We start from the raw sequence: 19,288 nt of genomic DNA on the forward strand, positions 1-19,288 counted from the left end.
AATAAAAGTGTATTTTTACCACTTTTATTTTTTTTCATTAAATTAGTCATCAATCAATAGAACAAAATCATGTTAGATGTTATAATTAGACGGTAGAAGGTATAAAATAATTATTTTTTATATTTAAATTAAAAATGGAGATAATATTAATGGTATTATTTTCATGTATATGAAATGCATTCCTAAGGAGTATAAAATAAATACGTAACAATTAATATCTTATTTTGATAAAGTTAGTTACAGTATGGTATTTATAATTATTTGAAAAGCATTTTAGATTTTACATAAACAGAATATAGGATTGTTTTGTTATAAATGGAGGTTTCTTTTATGGGAAGAGAAAGATTATTGATATTAGATGGAAATAGTTTGATGAACAGGGCTTTTTACGCTTTGCCACCTCTTACAAATAGCGAAGGACTTCACACTAATGCATTGTATGGATTTACGAATATGCTTTTAAAGATGAAGGAAGAAATTGTACCTGATTACATAGTGTGTACTTTTGATAGAAAAGCTCCTACATTTAGACACGAAGAATATAAGGATTATAAAGCGGGACGAAAAAAAATGCCGGATGAACTTTCAGAACAATTTCCGGTACTGAAAGATATCTTAAATCTCTTAGCGATTGATATTTTTGAAATTGATGGCTTTGAGGCGGATGACCTTATTGGAACTTTGGCGAAGTTTGCTGAAAAAAAAGAAATAGAAGTGTATATAGTCACAGGTGATAGAGATGCACTTCAATTAGCTTCAGACAATATAAAAGTTGTTATAAACAAAAAAGGAATGACTGAAAAGGAAATATACGACAAAGAAAGAATGACACAAGAATTTGGTGTTACTCCTACACAATTTATTGATGTGAAGGGTTTAATGGGTGATAGCTCTGATAATATACCTGGAGTACCTGGAATAGGCGAAAAAACTGCTTTTAAACTCATAAAGGAGTACGGAAGCATAGAAAATGTGCTTCTAAACATTGATAATATAAGTGGAAATAAAATAAAAGAAAATTTAAGAGAATATAGTGAGCAGGCTATTTTTAGTAAAAAGCTTGCTACTATAATAACAGAAGTACCTATAGAAATAGATTTGGATTCAATAAAGTCTAAGGAAAACTTTGATAAGGCAGCGCTTAGGCAATTATTTTATAAACTTGAATTTAGGACCTTATTAGACAAATTAACGATTGATGCAGAAGATAAAAGTATATCAAATAGTGAAGAAAAAGAAAAAGCAAAATATATAGAAATACGCAGCTTAGACGGCCTTAAAACTTTTTGTGAAGATATTAAAACAGAAATATATCTTATATACAATGTTATCAATGCTAACGTGTTTTCAAAATGTGAATTTGAAAAATTATATATTAACTCAAATGGCAAGAACTATAGTTTGAATATGCAAGATATTTTTATTGAGAACAAAGATAAAGCTGTTGAAATAATTAAAGGTATCTTTGAAAATGAAAATATACTAAAAATAGGACATGATTTTAAATTGGCTTATCTTATATTAGCAAAGTACGGAATCAATATTAAAGGCGTGAAATTTGACACCAAGATTGCAGCTTATCTAATTGATTCTTCAAAAAGTGATTACGATTTGGTAGATTTAATCGTTAAGTATCTTCATTTTGAAGTTTCAGGTGAAGAAGAGCAAATTGAAATTGAGAAAATTGATTGCATGCCGAACCTATACAAGGCATTAAAAGAAAAAATTGAAGAGTTTAATATGGAGGAACTGCTTTATGAGGTGGAACTTCCACTAACAAAGGCCATTGCTTATATGGAAGTAGAGGGCTTTAAAGTTGATAAAGATAAGCTAAATGAACTGGGAGAAAAATTTAAAATAGAAATTGATAGAACTCAAAATGAGATATATGATTTATCAGGTGAAAACTTTAATATAAGTTCTCCGAAACAACTTGGAAAAGTATTATTTGAAAAATTAGATCTTCCAGTAATTAAAAAGACTAAAACAGGATATTCAACAAATGCTGAAGTGTTGGAAGAATTAATCGATAAGCATCAAATAATAGAAAAGATAATTTATTATAGACAGCTTACTAAACTTTACTCTACTTATATAGAGGGGTTAAAAGCAGTAATTGATGTTGATGGAAAGATACATTCTAGCTTTAATCAAACAGTTACTACTACGGGAAGGCTTTCTAGTACTGAACCTAACCTTCAAAACATACCTATAAAGTATGAGTTAGGAAGGGAGATAAGAAAGGTTTTTGTACCAAATAATGAAGAATGTATAATATTATCAGCTGACTACTCTCAAATTGAGTTAAGAGTTCTAGCACATATAGCTTCTGATGAAAATCTTATAGATGCATTTGTAAACCATAGTGATATTCATACAAAGACAGCTGCTGAAGTGTTTAAAGTGCCAATTGAAGAAGTTACAAAGCTCATGCGAAGCAGAGCAAAAGCCGTTAATTTTGGTATAGTTTATGGCATAGGAGAATTCAGTCTTGCCAAGGATCTAAAAATTACTAAAAAGGAAGCTAAAGAATATATCGAAGCATACTTTGATAGATATCCAATGGTAAAGAAGTACATGGAGGACATAGTAAAAGAAGCAGAAAAAAATACTTTTGTAACTACTATTTTGAATAGAAGAAGGTATATTCCTGAAATAAATGCTTCTAATAAGATATTAAAAGCTTTAGGAGTCCGTTTGGCAATGAATACACCTATTCAAGGAAGCGCGGCAGATATAATAAAAAAGGCTATGGTTAATGTTCATAAGGTACTAAAAGAACAAAAACTTAAGAGTACTTTGATTTTGCAGGTTCATGACGAATTGATTTTAAACGTATATAAAGATGAACAAGTTCAAGTGGAAGAGATTGTAAAAAGAGAAATGGAGCAGGTATTTAATTTGTTAGTACCATTAGAAGTTGACATAAATATAGGAAACACCTGGTATGAGGCAAAATAGTATTTTGGGAGTGATTTCTATGATTAAAGTAGGGCTTACTGGAGGCATAGGTAGTGGTAAGAGTACCGTTTCTAAAATACTAAAAGAAATAGGAATACCTGTAATTGATGCAGATATCATTTCTAGGGATATATTTAAAATATATCCAGAAGTAGTCGAAAAAATAAAGCATCAATTTGGAGAACAGTATTTTGATGAAGAGGGACAGCTAAGAAGAAAAGCACTTGGAAACTTAATTTTTAAAAACCATGAATTGAGAAAGGTACTTGAAGACATTACTATACCTTTTATAGAATTAGAAATAAATAATCAGTTTTCACAGTATAATAGAAAAGGATGTAAACTATGTGTATTAGATGCTCCTACATTGATTGAGCATGGTATTCATAAGCAAATGGATAAAAACATATTAGTATGGGTAGACATTGATACACAGGTTTCAAGGGTTAAATCTAGAGATAAGATAAGTATTGATCAAGTGATGGATAGAATACATTCACAAATACCTCTTAACGACAAAAGAGATTTAGTAGATTTTATAGTAGATAATTGTGGTTCAATTGAAGAAACAAAAGCACAACTTAAAGCAATATTAGCAGAGATTTATAGATATGAGGGGGAGCAATGAAATCACTTAAACACAGATATATTATAATACTTTTAATACTCATTGCAGTGGTACTATGTGTGCCATCAGTTGCACGTAAGATGTATCCGTTAAAATATTCTGATTATATAATGAAGTATTCAAGTAAATATGATTTAAGTCCATATATAGTGGCAGCAGTAATTAAAGCTGAAAGTAATTTTGATACTAAAGCAAAATCACCCAAAAATGCTTTTGGGCTTATGCAGATAACTCCTGCTACTGCGGAATGGGCAGCAAAAGAAATGAAGATAGATAATTTTAATACAGATATGCTGAATGATCCTGAATTCAACATTAATATGGGCTGCTGGTATTTAAACAACTTAAAAGAGGAATTTAACGGAAATATGGATTTGGTTTTAGCAGCTTATAATGGGGGAAGAGGTAATGTTCAAAAATGGCTGAATGATACCAGTCATTCCAAGGATGGAAAAAATCTGCATTATATTCCCTTCAAGGAAACTGATAAATATGTTAAGAGAGTAAAGGTAAACTATAACATATATAAGTTTTTATATAGTAAAAATATAGGTAATAAAAATTAGTAATAAATAATAGGGCTATTTTTATTTTATATATGTTGACTTTATTTTTTTAGTTAGTATAATTAAATATGTAATGCGGATGTGGCGGAATGGCAGACGCGCACGTTTGAGGGGCGGAAATGATAAAATAGCCTAAAATGCACGTAATTTAAAGGACTTTAAAGCCTTTAAACATTGATAAAATCGAATATTTAGCACGTTTATAAGTGTTACACGTTGTTTTATGAAAAATAAACAAACGTGTAACACTTTTTTATTTTATCAATAAAACGAAAGGAAGTTTTTTAAATGGTGCAGAGGAAAAAAATTGAATTAAAAAGAGAAGAAAATCAAATTACTTTTGATAGGCTATTTGATGAATTTATAGTTTATCAAAAATCAAAAAATCTTAGACAACATACAATCAAACATTATGAAAACACAGTTAATTCTAGCTTCTATAAGTACATAGATTGTAAAACAGAAGTTAAGAACATCACAAGCAAGACAATAGAAGGATATATTAATTTTTTAAAGTCACGGGGAAATATTGGAGATGTAACAATAAATACTTATCTTAGAGATATAAGAGCAATTTTATATTATGCAATGAAGGAAGGATATTTAGCAGAGTATAAAATTAAACAAATCAAAGCAGACAAAGAAATTATTGAAACTTATACAGATGAAGAATTAATAATATTGCTAAAGAAGCCTGATGTAAAGAAGTGTAATTTTATTGAATTTAGAAATTGGACTATATCAAATATTCTTATTGGAACTGGAATGAGAATACAAACTTTAGTAAACATAAAAATCGAAGATATAGATTTAAGCAATGACTTAATTTATTATTCACATACAAAGAATAGAAAAAATCAAGTAGTTCCAATAAGTTCAACGTTAAAAAGTGTTCTTATTGATTATCTTAAATATAGAAAAGGAGAAGAAGAAGATTATTTAATAACTAATATATATGGAGAGCAGTTAAAGACTAATTTACTTAGTCAAAATATGTGTAAGTATCACAGAAGCAGAGGAATTACTAAAACGGGATTACATCGTTATAGACATACTTTTGCAAAGAAATGGATTTTAAACAATGGGGATATTTTTAGGCTTCAAAAAATCTTAGGGCATAGCAGTATGGATATAGTAAGGGAATATGTAGAAATGTTTACAGAGGATTTGCAAAGAGATTTTAATATATTTAATCCTCTTGAAAGTTTAAGTATAAGGAAAACAAGTATAAAAATGAGAGTATAGTTTTTAGTTTGATGTTTTAATAAAATCGAGATTTTATTCTATTTATCAATAGTAGGTTAAGTTAATAAATTGTATTTTAAATATTTACATCTTATGGAATACAAGTTAAAATTAAGTAGTATATAAATTAATAGGGGGGGTTATAATGGAAGTTTTAATAGGTCTAATTATGGAGTTGATTGGATTTGTACTAATACTAAAAGGGTGTGGACGAATAGAAGATGGCGGAGGTGGAATGATGATATTTGGATTAATTCTAATAGCTTCAGCAGCAATTCCGCTAGTATTATCCTCTAATAAACAAAGGAAAGAAACCAACCAAAAGATTGATACCTATAAATCTAAAACAGATATACCTTCTAATGCTAGAACAATAAAATATATTGAAGGAATGGAAAGTATAAACTATTTCATAAAGGAAAGCCAATATTATATTTGGCGAGAAGCTAACAATATAAAATTAGCCTTAAATCCTATTAATGTTATAAATTTAGCTACAGAAGTTGGACAAGGAAAAGTTATGATGTTTCCTATTGATAAAATACAATATTATAGTATTGTTGGAGACGCATATACTGAGACAAATGTAAAAGGTGGTGGAAGTTCACTAACTGGTGCAGTTGTTGGCGGGGTGATAGCTGGAGGTGCTGGTGCAGTGATAGGAAGTAGAAAAGAAATAAAGACTGAAACAAATAGAGTAGATAATCGAAAAACTATTATTACTTATAGTGATAATGGAACTACAAGAAATATCTTTTTTGCTCCAGATGCTTATGAAACTTTACTACAACTTATACCAGAGAAAGATATTAATTTCATTAACTCAAATATCAATTCAAGTGCTTCAACTCAAAATAAAGACGATATTAATAATGATGTGTATGATAAAATTAGACAACTTGCAAAATTAAAAGATGATGGAATATTAACGGAAGAAGAATTTAACTCTAAGAAAAAGGTTTTATTAGAAAAGATAAGTTAATCGATATTATATTAGGAGGCAAGCGACAACGCTTGCTTTTTTCTTTTGCAAAAGTTAATAAAATCAGTGGCGGAAAAAGGTTAATTTTAGGCTTAGTTTTCTATTAATATATATGAGGGAGTAGTTTTAACAAAATAGGTGGATTTCAGCTTCAAAACGCTATTTATATATATGAGGGGACAAAATAAGTAGATTTTAATCCTACTTTTCTATTTATATATATGTGAGAGTAATCGCAGAAAACAAGTCAAATAACACTTGAAAACTCCCTATATATTATATAAGGGATAAGTATTATTCCAAAGAAAATTTCACAACAATACAAATTAAAGTTATAAAGATTGGTTTTATTTAACCAAAGCAAAAGGTGATTATAAACAGTGTTCATCTTGTGGACAAGTTAAATTAGCAAATGAACATTATTTCAGAAAACATTCAAAAACAAAAAATGGACTACAAAGTCGATGTAGAGAATGTGAGCAAAAGTCAGATAAAGAGAGAAAAAGTAGTTTTTAACGGAAATAGGTAGATTTTGTCGTTAAAACTCTATTTATATATATGAGGGCATGTAAATAAAATTTCGATTTTATAAAAAATGTACATATTTGCAACTAATGAATATCTCGCTTTTTAAATATAAATGCTTCTTTTATAAGTCATTTATCGACTTTAGAGTAGATGTAAAAATCTACTCATTTTTTTATTTGATTTAAAGTCCAATATTAGACAAAGGAGGGATACTATGATTTTAAATCTTACTGATAGAGAATATTACAGATTAATGAGAAAACGCTATAACATCAAATTAAAAGCAATATCAGATTACATTGGCTGTTCTTTAAGTCTTTTATCAAAGTATGAAAAAGGACAACGTGAGTTATCAAAAGATAAATTAAAACTTTATATCAAGTTTATAAATGATTTTATTAAGAGCATTTAAAGCTATGGCAAAGAAGCATAGAAGATGTAATGGCAAATATGAAATTAAATAAGGAGTGAATAAAATGTATTATCAACTATTATATTTAAATGATGAAAATGAAGTAACTATAAACGAATTTGAAACAAGAACTTATGATTTTAGCACTGAATTTGCAATCGTTTTATTTGATAATTCAAAAAAACCTTTTGCATTTATTGAATTGGAATACTCAATAATTGATAAGGCATTAGGGCATACTATAACGCTAAATGAAGTAATTAGTACATTAAAGGATTTTGGATTTGACAAGCTAACTTCTAATAAATCAGCTAAAAAATTAAGAGAAGAAGTAGAAAAGAGAACGGATATATGTTATGTAAATAATCGCACAAAGGAAGTGCGCGATTATTACAATCCAATCAAAGATTCAACAGTTCCTAGGTCAGTTTATAATTTAAAAATTATAGATTTAAAAACCAAAGAAGAATTACTTTTTATTGAAAATTGTCTGTTCAATATGGAAAACCCACCTTATCGAATTATTGCAAACGGCATAAAGGATTATACAATAGATTATTGCGAAACAAAAGAATATGAGGAAGAATGTAAACTTGAACAAGAAAAAATTCAAAGGCAAAAGCAAGAAGAAATAAAACTAAAAGAGCAAGAAAGAATAAGAGCAGAAGCTACTCAATTAGTCAGAGAGGAAGAAACAAAAAGAATAGAGGAATTAATTGAAATGAAGATTAAGGAACTGCAAAAACAAGAGAGTGTTTAATTACTCTCTTGTTTTCTAACTTACGATTATAACCTTTAGTATCTATTTTAATATATCTTAAAAGACTATTAATCGGTATAGTATACTCTATACTATTTCTTTTCCCATATGACAGTAGAATAGTACAGACTTGAACCGTTCTCCCGTCAAGGTTCTTGACTCGCAATAATAGAAATGAATAGAAGTCAATGAAAAAGAAACAAGAAAGAACATTTTTTATTTCGCTTTTTCAGATGAAATTCTGAAAGAAGTTACTATTTATAATACATTGAGAAAGAGCAAAGGAATTACTTTAGGTGTGTAAAAAACGTACTAAAATTGAATAAAAATTACACACCTAATATGTAAAAAACATACTAAAACAATACACAAATTACACACCTAATATGTAAAAACTGTGCAAAATTAGTACGGGGATTACACACAAACTAATATATCTATACAATACTAATAAATCTATACTATTACTACTCAACACCCTTCGGGTGTTTTTTTAATTAGCATAGTTTTTGGTTTTCTTTTTCAAATAAAAATCTTATTTTAAAGGAGTGTTTATGTTGAACTATATTATAATACAAAAAGATATTTATAAACAATTGACAGAAGATGAATTTTTAATTTACTGTTTTGCAAGATTTGAAATGAAAGTACTAGAAGATTATACTTTCTCTAGTAGTATTCTAAACTATAAACTAAATGCCACAACAACAAGAGCAAGAAAAAGGCTTAATATTGCAACTAAAGGTTTGATTGAAAAGGGATTACTTCAAAGTCCTATTGATGATGTCTACATTATCAATAAAACAGAAAATATAGGCTATTATTTTGTATTGTATGATATTGAATTTGAAGCCTTAAAAAGTAATAGTAATTTATTAAGATACTTTTGCTTTTTAGTAACTTGCTTAGATAATAAAACACATCAATTTACTATGGCAAATAGCTTTATTCAAAATGGATTTAATGCTTTATATCCAGAGAAAAAAACAAATATATCTAATAAAACAGTTATTCTGAATAATGATACATTGACAAAGCTAAATCTAATTGAAGTAATTAAACAAGGTGAGAATAGAAGCAATATCATTAAAAGAGTTCATATTGCAGAAGATTATAAAAACAGAACAAATGAAGTTAAAGCAAAAGATACTTCTATCATTGAAAAAGAAGCTAATTCTAAAGTTACTCAATCAGTAATAAAAGAAAATAAATCTACTATAGATGAAAAAGAAGTAAACAAACGTTATGCAGAAGCAATTGGAATTGCTGAAAGTGAAATTAATATACGCAAAGACCAATATGAGATAATTGATAAAGTAGGACTAGATAATTTTATTATAATAGCAAAAGATTGTATGCCTAAGTATCACTATATATTTGAAAATCAAAATACTACACCTCAACAAAAATCAGGAATATTCATTGGAATGTTAATAAAAAACAATGAATTAGAAAAAGGATTGGAAGATATAAAAAGCAGAGAAGAAGAACGACAACGGTGTAATCTTTCAGAAGCAGAAATAGAAAATATGCTACGATATACTGATAATAATAATATACAATCTCCAAAACCTCAATTAACAGATTTAAGTTGGGCGTTAGATGAATTTAACTACTAGAATGGAAATTATATTATTAACATAAAAGGAGTAGATGATTTATGAAAAAAGCATTTTTAAGAGTTAAGAGAGCATTTACAAAGAAAAACGATAATAACATTTATGACAGAGCAGAAGGATTTAAAAAGGAACTAGAACATATTATAAAAGAAACAATATTAAGCCTAGAAGAAAATTTAAGAAATACTAAAGAAGCATTAAATGATATTAGAACTATGTAAGAGCATATATAGAGGATATACAGAGATATAGAAGAAGTATAATAGATAGGGCGAAGATGGCGTAGAGGGTGAATAGAGTTTAAAAAGGCTTAAATCAAGTCTGTTGTTATTCACTCCGTTTTCACTGTTATAAATTACGACCCTACTTTGTTATTTTTGCGATGAAGTGTTATTGTGTTATAAAATACGATAAAGTGTATTATTTACGATGATTTATTAATGGGTATCAGTTATATATCTTAATGATTATTGAAATAGCGGAACAAAAATTAAGGCTAATTGATAACTATTATAAATACTTATTTAATAAGAATAAATGTATAAAAATATGAATATTAGTGTATGAAACAATACAAACACGCATATCTATACAAAATGAAAATGTATAAATAAAATAAGTATACAAAATGAAATTGGCTTTATATTTTCATTGATTAAGAATATAGCATTTTCAATGTTTCTAGAGATTTTGAAAGGATGGATAAATACGAATTTCGCAAAATGATAATTTAGCGAAATTCAAAAGAGAAGAAATATATAATAATGAAAGAACTCAATAAAGTTATAAGAATATTAAAAAGAAAATATAAAAAAGGATAAACAAGAACTAGGCAAAAAAGTCTAGTTCTTTCTTTTTTAAAGATAGGAGGGAGAGGGGATAGTTAAAATCTAAGTAAGGACTTTATATTTGTAGGGGTGCTAGAGTACATCTACTCGGACGCTCTCAAAAGGTTGAAAGGCAAGAAAGGTCGGAAGGAAAATAAAAATGAAAGAAGGATTTATAATGACAAACAGATTTTCCGATTTTAATTCTTGCAAGAGAATTGAAGAAAATCCAACTACAAGGAGGGTTTTAGATAATTTCTATAGAACTTTAGGTTATGATTTCGAAAGAGTTGACTTTGATAAAGATTACCAGAGCAGAGCATTACAATACAAAGGAGTAGATGTAATACTTTATAAAGATGGTGGGAGTTTATATGTTGATGAAAAAGTAACTACAAAAGAATTTAAAGGAGATATATTGCTTGAAATAGGAAATGCAAATAAACAAGGTTGGGCTTTGAATGAAAAGTATTTGACCAATGTAGTATTGTTCTATTATACAAATAAAATTATTTTAATTGAGTATGATTCACTTAGAGTATATTTACAAAGTAATTTATTTTTTCTAAATGCAAAATACAAAGTAATAACGTCAGACAATGGAAAACAAAATGTAATAATTCCACTTGAAGTATTACAAAGAGAACTTTATTCCTCTATTTGTACAAATACAGTAAAAGTATTTGATACAATTGAATATTGTAGTGATGAAGAAAAAATATTAAGTTTATTTAAATAGGAGATGGAGAAAAGTCCATCTCTATATTTTTAATACTACTTGAAAAAGTGTTGAAAACAGTATATACTTATACGTGTAAAAAATATAGGCAACGTGTTCGAGAGTTATCATAAGACACGTGCATAAAGCTAGTAAAATCATGCGGATGTGGCGGAATGGCAGACGCGCACGTTTGAGGGGCGTGTGGGAGACCATACGGGTTCAAGTCCCGTCATCCGCACCATAGAGAATAAAAAATACCAATGCTTAAAAGCTTGGTATTTTTTATTATGTAAAGATATAACAATTTATTTATCTTATACTGTAAATGAAAAACCTCGGGCAGACATCCCGAGGTTTTTATACTTAATTTAATTAAATCCCATTCTTTCAAAATATTCATCCATGGACATCTTTCCACCTTTAGGAGCTTCTGAACCACCGATTTTAAAGAGTTCCTCCTCAGTTTTACAATTCATAATAATATCCACCGATCTTAAAGGTCTTTCTCCAATAGGTCTTCTCACAACGTATTCAACTGATGCTGTATATACATAAAATCTATTAAAGAACTTTTCTGTACCATGAAATCTAACTTTTCTAATACTAAGCATATTTATCCCTCTTTCTAACCATAGCGTTTAAGTCCATTTATAAAAATAAATGATATAAGTCAAAAGTGTTATTGATTCTATTTTATATGAATTGAAAAAATATTGCAATTACTAATAATGGTTCTTGTATATAAAATAATTATGTTTAGGAATAAAATAATTTATCTGCCATAATGTTCAATAATACAGAATGAAAAAAACAGGGGATACCCCTGTTTATGTTGTAAGATATTCTATTAATGTTCTAGTAGGAATTCCCGTTGCACCTCTATCATAAAAATCAGAACCTGAGCTAGAAGCAGCACATCCAGCTATATCTAGGTGTGCAAAGTTAACATCTTCTGCAAAGCTTTGAAGGAATAAACCAGCAACAATTGCACCACAATCAGTACCTGAATTTCTCATGTCAGCACTATCGGTTTTCAATTGTTCCATATACTCCTCATTATCTGGCATTCTCCATAAGTTTTCCCCAACTGATTTGCCGCAGTCAATGAGGGTTTTAGATAAGGAATCAGAGTTGCTAAGCATTCCTACATTAATGCCGCCCAGGAAGTTAGCACAAGATCCAGTCAAAGTAGCAATATCAATAATTGTTGTGGCTCCTAATTCCTTTGCGTATGTAATGGCATCACAAAGTATTAGCCTTCCTTCTGCATCTGTAGATATAATTTGAACTGTTTTACCGCTATAAGTAGTTAGAACATCTCCAGGTTTAAATGCATTACCTGAAGGCATATTTTCAGCAGTAGGAATTAGTGCAATTATATTTTTCTTTGGCTTCAATTTTGAAGCTGCCTTCATTAATCCAAGCACTGAAGCAGCCCCAGCCATATCAGTAACCATAGCTTCCATACCTTTGCTAGGCTTTAATGAAATTCCACCACTATCAAAAGTAATTCCCTTACCTACTACAGCAGTAATTTCTTTGCTTTCAGCATCTCCAAAATACTGCATTATAATCAACCTAGGGCTATGTATGCTGCCTTTTCCAACACTCAAAATGCCATTCATACCAAGCTGCTCAAGCATGTATTTATCTATAATTTTCAAATCTAGATTTTCTTCTTTTGCAAGATTTTCGGATTGTTGAGCAAGATATTTAGGAGTAACATAATTTGAAGGCATATTTACTAGATTTCTAGTAAAGTTTACTGCACTTCCTACTATTAATCCTTTAGTTATAGAATCCCTATTTTGGGACACTATATTTAATTTTTGTAGCTTGATTTTTTCTTCGTTATGTTTAATTCCATTGAATTTATACGTTGCTAGTTCAATGGCTTGACCAAGGGCATATCCAAAATCCTCGTGAAAATTATCTAAGATATCTAGTTCAGTTAAGGAGTCTTTTAATGATTTAATAGCGTAGCCTAGACCTTTAAGTAGTTTTGTTGAATTGAATTCCTCAGTGCTTCCTAGACCTAAAATAAATATTTTTTCATATTCATTTTGACCAAGAGTGTTTATAATTTCTAATTCTTTGTACTCACCTTTGCTAGTGGAGTACTTCAGAATATCCATAAGCTCCTCAGGATAAGTAAGTTCAAAATTATTAAACTTAAAGATAAGTAAATTTGAATACATTCTACTATCATTTACACCAATCATGTTATGCACCTCCACGAATATAATAACATACTTGCAATAAAATGTTTATACTTATTTTTACATAAATAAAAATGTAAAGTTTATTAAAAAAAAGGAATTTAAAATTAAATGTAGAATAAAAATTCGTAGGAAGAGGTGAATTTATGTTTGATATAAATATTAAAATTGATGATATAAGTATTTCAAGCATAGAGAAAGAAGATATTATTTATATTCAAAAATGGATAAATAATCAACAAGCTTTAAATATAAATATTGAAAATCCCTTAGGACTTAAGGAGTTATATCAGAGATTCCTTGAATACTATGTTAGTGAGAGTGAATTTTTCCTTAAGTTAAATCGAGGCGAAAATCTCATTGGTGTCTTAAAGGGAAGGTTAGAATTTAAGAATAATAACGAAGTATGGTTTTGGTATTATCTAATAGACCATGAATTTAGAGGAAAAGGTATAGGTAGTAATATAGTAAAAGAAGTAATGAATTATTTTTCAAACAATTTTGGAATATATAATTTTTATACTGGAGTACCTGCAAAAGATGATGATATTAAAAGATTCTGGCTAAACAATAATTTTAATCTAATAAGAGTTTCAAAGAACTTTTTTAACATTAATGGAGAAGAAATTGATATGCATATTTTAAAAGCAAAGGCTTATATGTAATAAAGTGGGAAATATTTTTATAAAATAGTTAATTATCATTGACAGCGCACATATAATAAACTATAATAAAAATCGTGCTGAATCCTATTTATAGGTACGGAGGAACCAGTATGTTGGGGTTAATCCGATTATTTTATTAAATAATGTCCAATTAATGGACAACTTAATAAAAAATTGGTAGGGAACCTTCACCCGAACCCGTCAGCTAACTCCGGAGGCAAGAAGGAGGTTACAAATGAAATACATAAAATCAACGGCATTTATTTTTGTTGTGAGTATATTAGCTATAAGCATCACATCCAAAACAAACAGCTATGAGGTAAAGGCAGATGCAGCTATTAAAACACAACAAGGAGTTGTAGTTCGATCTGCGAACTTAACAACAGAGAAGGTAATAGTAGTTCCTAAAAAGGAAACAGAAGAAACAAGTAAGGGCAATTCATCTAAAAAGTCATCATTAAGCAGAGGTGGATCAATGAATAGCTCACTTGCTAAAACATCAGGTAACAGCAGCGTAGTTGGATTTGCTTCCAATTTTTTAGGAAGGCCTTATGTATGGGGAGCTTCAGGCCCAAGAGCCTTTGATTGCTCAGGATTTACAGCTTATGTTTATAGTAACTTTGGTGTTTACTTAGATCACTATACTGGGTCACAATTTGGAGCTGGTAAGTCAGTTAGTAGAGCAAATTTATCTCCTGGCGATTTGGTATTCTTTAATACCTATGGTTCGATATCACATGTTGGTATATACATGGGTGATGGAAGATTTATTCATGCAGCTAATCAACGAACTGGTGTAACAATAAGTAATTTAGATGAAGGGTATTATTCAGCTAGATATGCTGGAGCAAGAAGAGTAAAATAGTAATTTATCTCCCGACAAAATTTGTCGGGTTTTTTTTATCATAAATTTATTAAACTTCAAATAGTATAAAGTATGTATTTGGTTACTGCCATATTAAATTCCGCTTATTATACTAAGGTAGAAACCTTTTATAATTAACATATTATTTGGAGGTATAGTTATGAAGTACACAAGATATGATATGAGAAAAAAGAAAAATGAAGGAACTATGGTTCTGCTTATTTTAGCTGTTACACTGATTATGGCTTTCGTTATTGGTACTGTTATGTCAAACTTTTTTCTAAAGAACGCTTCTAATGTTAAAAATGAAGATGGTGCACAAAAAACTGTATCACAAAAAACAAGTAATCAATCCGCTGAAAAAGATGCTGTTGTTAAATATGTAGTAATTCAAGGCGGAAAATACATAAAAAGTGAAAATGTAGGACCAGAAAAAAATATATTAAGCAATTATGGAAATCCATTTACAATAGCAGAAGCAGATGGAACTAGAGTTTTACTTGGAATATATAGTGAAGCTGATTCTGAGAAACTTATAAAAACATTAAATGACAATAAAGTTGATAATTCTAAAATGGTTTTAGAAGTTACTAATGGAGATATGTGTAATAAGGAGATAGTTGAAATAATAAATGCTAACCTATTAATACTTACAAAGTTAACTGAAAAAAATGTACCAGCAGTTCAAACTAAAGATTTAAAAGAATGGTGTGCTAGTCTTAAGGATGTAGAAAAAGGAAGTAAGAATTATGCAATACTTACTGAGCTTAAAGGATATGTGAAAAATATGCCAGAGACTATTGCAAAAGAAAAGGCATCAGATAATTATGTATATATTTATAATATTTTGAAGAAATTTAATTCTAAATGAGAATTAACGCGTCATATGTAAGGCGCGTTAATTTATTTTTTGTAAATTTCTTTTTATTTTCATACAAAAAACTTAAAAAATTATTAAACAATCCTCTAAATACTTGTTTATGAATATTTTAAATGATAAACTATATAAGATGTATATTTAAAAAATTTAATTTAAATATAATGTCTATTAAAGGTTGAATCTTGTCAATAATACTAGTATGGATACATTAGGATGTGATAAAGTGAAAATTATATTGGCATCAGCTTCTGAAAGAAGACAGGAGTTATTAAATAGATTGACAGGTGAATTTGACATTAATGTAAGCAATTTCGATGAAAGCACGATTCCTTTTAATGGCAGCTTCCACCATTATGTAATGGAGCTTGCCAGGGGGAAAGCCTTAGAAGTCGAAAATAGATTGTCAGATGCCGAAGAAAAAATTATCATTGGTTGTGATACAATTGTTGCATTTAATGGCAAGGTACTTGGTAAGCCAAAGGATAAAGAAGATGCCTTTAAAATGCTAAGAGAACTAAGTGATGCTGAACATGAAGTATATTCTGGAATTGCTCTTGTTAATACAAAAACCAAAAGGGTAATAACAGATTTTGTATGCACTAAAGTGAAGTTTTCTGATTTATCTGATGAGGAAATAAAAAGGTATATAAATACAGAAGAACCAATGGATAAGGCAGGAGCTTATGGGATTCAGGGAATAGGTGGAATTTTTGTTGAAAAAATTCACGGATGCTATTATAATGTTGTAGGGCTTCCTTTAAATAAGCTCTATTGTATGCTAAGGGAGATGGGAGTAAATCTATAAAGGAGTATATTCATGGGAAGTTTACTTAGAATTATGGATTTGCCCGAAAATGAAAGACCGAGAGAAAAGTTGTTAAGGTATGGCGCTGATGAGCTTTCTAATAGTGAACTGCTAGCAATTATATTAAGAACTGGCAGTAACAGCGAGAACATATTGAACCTATGCAGTCGAATTTTAAAAGAGACTGATGGACTCAATGGGCTTATGGAATGTTCTGCAAATGAATTTATGAGTATAAAAGGAATTGGTGAAGCAAAAGCATCTCAACTTCTTGCTTTGGCAGAACTCAGCAAAAGATTTAAATCTTTTAAATCTGGTGATGAGTATAAAATATCAGAACCAAGGGACGCTGCGCTTTTAGTTCTGGAGAGTATGAGATATCTAAAGAAGGAATTTTTAAAGATTATTATGCTGAATACTAAAAATATAGTTATTTCTATAAAAGATGTTTCAGTTGGAAGTCTTAATTCTTCTATAGTACATCCAAGAGAGGTGTTTAGTGAAGCAATAAAAAAGAGTAGTGCTTCTATTATAATTTGTCATAACCATCCTTCTGGAGATCCCACTCCTAGTGGAGAAGATATAAGTGTTACTAAAAGGTTAAAAGAATGTTCTTTACTAATAGGAGTAGATTTATTGGATCACATCATAATTGGAAATGGAACATATATAAGTTTGAAAGAAAAAGGAATGCTGTAAAGTTGAAAGGAGAATTTTTGTATGGGAATTTTTGGAATGTCTAAAGATATGGGTATAGATTTAGGAACTGCTAATACTCTTATTTATGTGAAGGGAAAGGGTATTTTACTTAGAGAACCATCTGTTGTAGCAATTAACAGTGATACAAAAAAAGTATTAGCTGTTGGTATAGAAGCAAAACAAATGATTGGTAGAACACCTGGAAATATAGTTGCTATAAGACCATTAAAGGATGGAGTTATTGCTGATTTCGATGTTACACAAACTATGCTTAAAAAGTTTATTGAAAAAATAAGTCCTAAGAGTGCATTTACTAGTCCAAGAATTGTAGTATGCTTTCCATCCGGAGTAACTGAGGTTGAAAAGAGGGCTATAGATGAAGCTACAAAGACAGCTGGAGCTAGAGAAGTACTTCTTATGGAAGAACCAATGGCTGCTGCAATAGGAGCTGGACTTCCAGTAAATGAACCTACTGGAAGTATGATTGTTGATATCGGTGGAGGAACTACTGAAGTTGCTGTTATTTCATTAGGTGGAATTGTAACAAGTAAGTCACTAAGAATGGCAGGAGATGAGCTTGACCAAGCTATCATTAACTATATAAAAAGAGAATATAACTTAATGATTGGTGAAAGAACAGCTGAAACTGTAAAAATGGAATTAGGTTCAGCTTTCCCAGATGAAGATGAAAAATCAATGCAAATAAAAGGAAGAGACTTAATAACTGGACTTCCTAAAATCATAGATATATCAGAAGCAGAAGTAAGAGAAGCACTTAAGGAACCAGTTTATGCTATAGTTGATTCTATAAAAACTACACTTGAAAAGACACCACCAGAACTTGCGTCCGACATAATGGATAAAGGTATAATGCTAGCTGGTGGAGGAGCACTCCTTAAAGGTTTAGACAAACTTATAAACCATGAAACTCACATGCCAGTTCACATTGCAGAATCCCCTCTTGACTGTGTGGCACTTGGCGCTGGAAAGGCTCTAGACAACGTAGATAAAATAAGTAGAAGCAGATAATTAATATGACATTTCTTAAAAATAAACTGGCAGTAACAATTATTGTACTGTCAGTTAGCTTTTTAGTATTAATTGGGTATAGTGTCAAGAGGGAAAAGGTATCTTTTGTAGAAAATGGCGTTGGAGTAACCTTAAATTCTGTACAAAAGGTAGTTTATAGCGCTGGAGCTAATATAAAAGAATTTGGAAGCTTTATAATTCATTTTTCTGAAATCAAAAAAGAGAATGAAGAGCTTAAAGCTCGAAATGATGAACTTGAAACAAAGGCTTTAGAATATGATGCTTTAAAGAGCGAAAATGAAAGATTATCTGAAAACTTGAAGTTTAAAGACGAGCGTTCTGAATATGATTATTTAGGCTGTAGGATCATTGGAAATGCAGGCGGCAACTATTTAGATGGTTTTACTATAGATAGAGGAATTAAGGACGGAGTAAAAAAAGGAATGGTAGCTGTTACATCAAAAGGACTTGTGGGACAAGTAACTGCTGTTGCAAGTAATTGGGCTATTATTCAATCACTATCTAATGAGAATATTGCAGTGAGTGGTATGGTAAATTCTCAGGAAACAAGTGGAAATGATAGTGGTATGGTAAGAGGTTATAAAGATTCAGAAAATAGACTTCTTGCAAAATTATATTATCTTCCATTAGATTCAAAGGTTAAAAAGGGCGATGAAATTTTAACTTCTGGGCTTGGAGGATTATATCCAAAGGGAATTAGAATAGGAAAAGTGCTTGATATTGAAGAGGATAAAGGAAAGATTATGAAGAATGCAGTAATTGAGCCTTATGTTGAATTTAATAAGCTGCAAGAAGTAATGTTAGTAGTTCCTAAAAATATTAGAGATTTAAATGAAATAAAATACTAGGGTGGTAA

At 29.6% G+C, this 19,288-nt stretch carries 19 protein-coding genes, 1 tRNA gene and 1 riboswitch; of the genes, 18 read left to right on the forward strand and 2 right to left on the reverse strand.

What is annotated here, in order from left to right:
* The first annotated feature begins 330 nt into the window (after positions 1-330).
* From polA to bsdE14_RS18585, 11 genes are all read left to right on the forward strand, one after another.
* Complete coding sequence (gene polA, locus bsdE14_RS18535; RefSeq protein WP_264851483.1) at positions 331-2,961, forward strand: DNA polymerase I; 2,631 nt, start codon at positions 331-333, stop codon at positions 2,959-2,961.
* A 19-nt stretch (positions 2,962-2,980) separates the two neighbouring features.
* Complete coding sequence (gene coaE, locus bsdE14_RS18540; RefSeq protein WP_264851484.1) at positions 2,981-3,589, forward strand: dephospho-CoA kinase; 609 nt, start codon at positions 2,981-2,983, stop codon at positions 3,587-3,589.
* A complete protein-coding gene (locus bsdE14_RS18545; protein ID WP_264851485.1) occupies positions 3,586-4,155 on the forward strand; it encodes a lytic transglycosylase domain-containing protein in 570 nt (189 codons plus the stop codon). Before coaE ends, bsdE14_RS18545 begins: the two co-directional genes overlap by 4 nt.
* A gap of 288 nt (positions 4,156-4,443) precedes the next feature.
* Positions 4,444-5,400 carry a tyrosine-type recombinase/integrase gene (locus bsdE14_RS18550; RefSeq protein WP_264851486.1) on the forward strand — a complete coding sequence of 319 codons (957 nt, stop codon included), beginning with the start codon at positions 4,444-4,446 and terminating at the stop codon, positions 5,398-5,400.
* Positions 5,401-5,545: 145 nt separating this feature from the next.
* Entirely contained in the window at positions 5,546-6,382 is an 837-nt protein-coding gene (locus bsdE14_RS18555) for an SHOCT domain-containing protein (RefSeq protein ID WP_264851487.1), read from the forward strand.
* 742 nt (positions 6,383-7,124) lie between these two features.
* The gene (locus bsdE14_RS18560) at positions 7,125-7,322 is read left to right on the forward strand and encodes a helix-turn-helix domain-containing protein (protein ID WP_264851488.1); all 198 of its coding nucleotides are present in this window, start codon (positions 7,125-7,127) and stop codon (positions 7,320-7,322) included.
* A 64-nt stretch (positions 7,323-7,386) separates the two neighbouring features.
* Positions 7,387-8,082: a hypothetical protein gene (locus bsdE14_RS18565; RefSeq protein ID WP_264851489.1), complete on the forward strand. Its 696-nt coding sequence runs from the start codon at positions 7,387-7,389 to the stop codon at positions 8,080-8,082.
* A gap of 554 nt (positions 8,083-8,636) precedes the next feature.
* Complete coding sequence (locus tag bsdE14_RS18570; RefSeq protein ID WP_264851490.1) at positions 8,637-9,701, forward strand: hypothetical protein; 1,065 nt, start codon at positions 8,637-8,639, stop codon at positions 9,699-9,701.
* Between the two features lie 41 nt (positions 9,702-9,742).
* On the forward strand, positions 9,743-9,922 hold the full coding sequence (locus tag bsdE14_RS18575; protein WP_264851491.1) for a hypothetical protein: 180 nt from the start codon (positions 9,743-9,745) through the stop codon (positions 9,920-9,922).
* A gap of 766 nt (positions 9,923-10,688) precedes the next feature.
* Positions 10,689-11,267, forward strand: coding sequence for a hypothetical protein (locus tag bsdE14_RS18580; protein ID WP_264851492.1), 579 nt, complete (start codon positions 10,689-10,691; stop codon positions 11,265-11,267).
* 141 nt (positions 11,268-11,408) lie between these two features.
* A tRNA-Leu gene (locus bsdE14_RS18585) sits at positions 11,409-11,490 on the forward strand.
* A 127-nt stretch (positions 11,491-11,617) separates the two neighbouring features.
* On the opposite strand, the gene bsdE14_RS18590 is transcribed toward bsdE14_RS18585, so the two are convergent.
* Both bsdE14_RS18590 and bsdE14_RS18595 read right to left on the reverse strand, forming a co-directional pair.
* Positions 11,618-11,860, reverse strand: coding sequence for a hypothetical protein (locus bsdE14_RS18590; RefSeq protein WP_264851493.1), 243 nt, complete (start codon positions 11,858-11,860; stop codon positions 11,618-11,620).
* 216 nt (positions 11,861-12,076) lie between these two features.
* Positions 12,077-13,471 carry a leucyl aminopeptidase gene (locus tag bsdE14_RS18595; protein WP_264851494.1) on the reverse strand — a complete coding sequence of 465 codons (1,395 nt, stop codon included), beginning with the start codon at positions 13,469-13,471 and terminating at the stop codon, positions 12,077-12,079.
* Between the two features lie 143 nt (positions 13,472-13,614).
* Here bsdE14_RS18595 and bsdE14_RS18600 point away from each other — a divergent pair, with 143 nt between their 5' ends.
* The 7 genes from bsdE14_RS18600 (at position 13,615) to mreC (ending at position 19,280) form a co-directional block, all read left to right on the forward strand.
* On the forward strand, positions 13,615-14,133 hold the full coding sequence (locus bsdE14_RS18600; RefSeq protein ID WP_264851495.1) for a GNAT family N-acetyltransferase: 519 nt from the start codon (positions 13,615-13,617) through the stop codon (positions 14,131-14,133).
* Positions 14,134-14,198: 65 nt separating this feature from the next.
* Positions 14,199-14,368: riboswitch (cyclic di-AMP (ydaO/yuaA leader) on the forward strand.
* Positions 14,369-14,998 (forward strand): C40 family peptidase, encoded by a 630-nt coding sequence (locus bsdE14_RS18605; protein ID WP_264851496.1) that lies wholly within the window; start codon positions 14,369-14,371, stop codon positions 14,996-14,998. It begins immediately after the preceding riboswitch.
* A 160-nt stretch (positions 14,999-15,158) separates the two neighbouring features.
* On the forward strand, positions 15,159-15,869 hold the full coding sequence (locus bsdE14_RS18610; RefSeq protein ID WP_264851497.1) for a hypothetical protein: 711 nt from the start codon (positions 15,159-15,161) through the stop codon (positions 15,867-15,869).
* 208 nt (positions 15,870-16,077) lie between these two features.
* Positions 16,078-16,683 carry a Maf-like protein gene (locus bsdE14_RS18615; protein ID WP_264851498.1) on the forward strand — a complete coding sequence of 202 codons (606 nt, stop codon included), beginning with the start codon at positions 16,078-16,080 and terminating at the stop codon, positions 16,681-16,683.
* A 12-nt stretch (positions 16,684-16,695) separates the two neighbouring features.
* Positions 16,696-17,382, forward strand: a complete 687-nt coding sequence (radC, locus tag bsdE14_RS18620; RefSeq protein ID WP_264851499.1) for a RadC family protein — start codon at positions 16,696-16,698, stop codon at positions 17,380-17,382.
* Between the two features lie 21 nt (positions 17,383-17,403).
* Complete coding sequence (locus bsdE14_RS18625; RefSeq protein ID WP_264851500.1) at positions 17,404-18,411, forward strand: rod shape-determining protein; 1,008 nt, start codon at positions 17,404-17,406, stop codon at positions 18,409-18,411.
* A gap of 5 nt (positions 18,412-18,416) precedes the next feature.
* A complete protein-coding gene (gene mreC, locus bsdE14_RS18630) occupies positions 18,417-19,280 on the forward strand; it encodes a rod shape-determining protein MreC (RefSeq protein ID WP_264851501.1) in 864 nt (287 codons plus the stop codon).
* The last annotated feature ends 8 nt before the right edge of the window (positions 19,281-19,288 follow it).

The organism is Clostridium omnivorum, assembly GCF_026012015.1.
GTDB classification, from domain to species: domain Bacteria; phylum Bacillota; class Clostridia; order Clostridiales; family Clostridiaceae; genus Clostridium_AX; species Clostridium_AX omnivorum.

Coding starts and splice junctions, on each gene's coding strand:
- polA (WP_264851483.1), top strand. CDS start 331: ATGGGAAGAGAAAGATTATTGATATTAGATGGAAATAGTTTGATGAAC.
- coaE (WP_264851484.1), top strand. CDS start 2,981: ATGATTAAAGTAGGGCTTACTGGAGGCATAGGTAGTGGTAAGAGTACC.
- bsdE14_RS18545 (WP_264851485.1), top strand. CDS start 3,586: ATGAAATCACTTAAACACAGATATATTATAATACTTTTAATACTCATT.
- bsdE14_RS18550 (WP_264851486.1), top strand. CDS start 4,444: ATGGTGCAGAGGAAAAAAATTGAATTAAAAAGAGAAGAAAATCAAATT.
- bsdE14_RS18555 (WP_264851487.1), top strand. CDS start 5,546: ATGGAAGTTTTAATAGGTCTAATTATGGAGTTGATTGGATTTGTACTA.
- bsdE14_RS18560 (WP_264851488.1), top strand. CDS start 7,125: ATGATTTTAAATCTTACTGATAGAGAATATTACAGATTAATGAGAAAA.
- bsdE14_RS18565 (WP_264851489.1), top strand. CDS start 7,387: ATGTATTATCAACTATTATATTTAAATGATGAAAATGAAGTAACTATA.
- bsdE14_RS18570 (WP_264851490.1), top strand. CDS start 8,637: ATGTTGAACTATATTATAATACAAAAAGATATTTATAAACAATTGACA.
- bsdE14_RS18575 (WP_264851491.1), top strand. CDS start 9,743: ATGAAAAAAGCATTTTTAAGAGTTAAGAGAGCATTTACAAAGAAAAAC.
- bsdE14_RS18580 (WP_264851492.1), top strand. CDS start 10,689: ATGAAAGAAGGATTTATAATGACAAACAGATTTTCCGATTTTAATTCT.
- bsdE14_RS18590 (WP_264851493.1), bottom strand. CDS start 11,860: ATGCTTAGTATTAGAAAAGTTAGATTTCATGGTACAGAAAAGTTCTTT.
- bsdE14_RS18595 (WP_264851494.1), bottom strand. CDS start 13,471: ATGATTGGTGTAAATGATAGTAGAATGTATTCAAATTTACTTATCTTT.
- bsdE14_RS18600 (WP_264851495.1), top strand. CDS start 13,615: ATGTTTGATATAAATATTAAAATTGATGATATAAGTATTTCAAGCATA.
- bsdE14_RS18605 (WP_264851496.1), top strand. CDS start 14,369: ATGAAATACATAAAATCAACGGCATTTATTTTTGTTGTGAGTATATTA.
- bsdE14_RS18610 (WP_264851497.1), top strand. CDS start 15,159: ATGAAGTACACAAGATATGATATGAGAAAAAAGAAAAATGAAGGAACT.
- bsdE14_RS18615 (WP_264851498.1), top strand. CDS start 16,078: ATGGATACATTAGGATGTGATAAAGTGAAAATTATATTGGCATCAGCT.
- radC (WP_264851499.1), top strand. CDS start 16,696: ATGGGAAGTTTACTTAGAATTATGGATTTGCCCGAAAATGAAAGACCG.
- bsdE14_RS18625 (WP_264851500.1), top strand. CDS start 17,404: ATGGGAATTTTTGGAATGTCTAAAGATATGGGTATAGATTTAGGAACT.
- mreC (WP_264851501.1), top strand. CDS start 18,417: ATGACATTTCTTAAAAATAAACTGGCAGTAACAATTATTGTACTGTCA.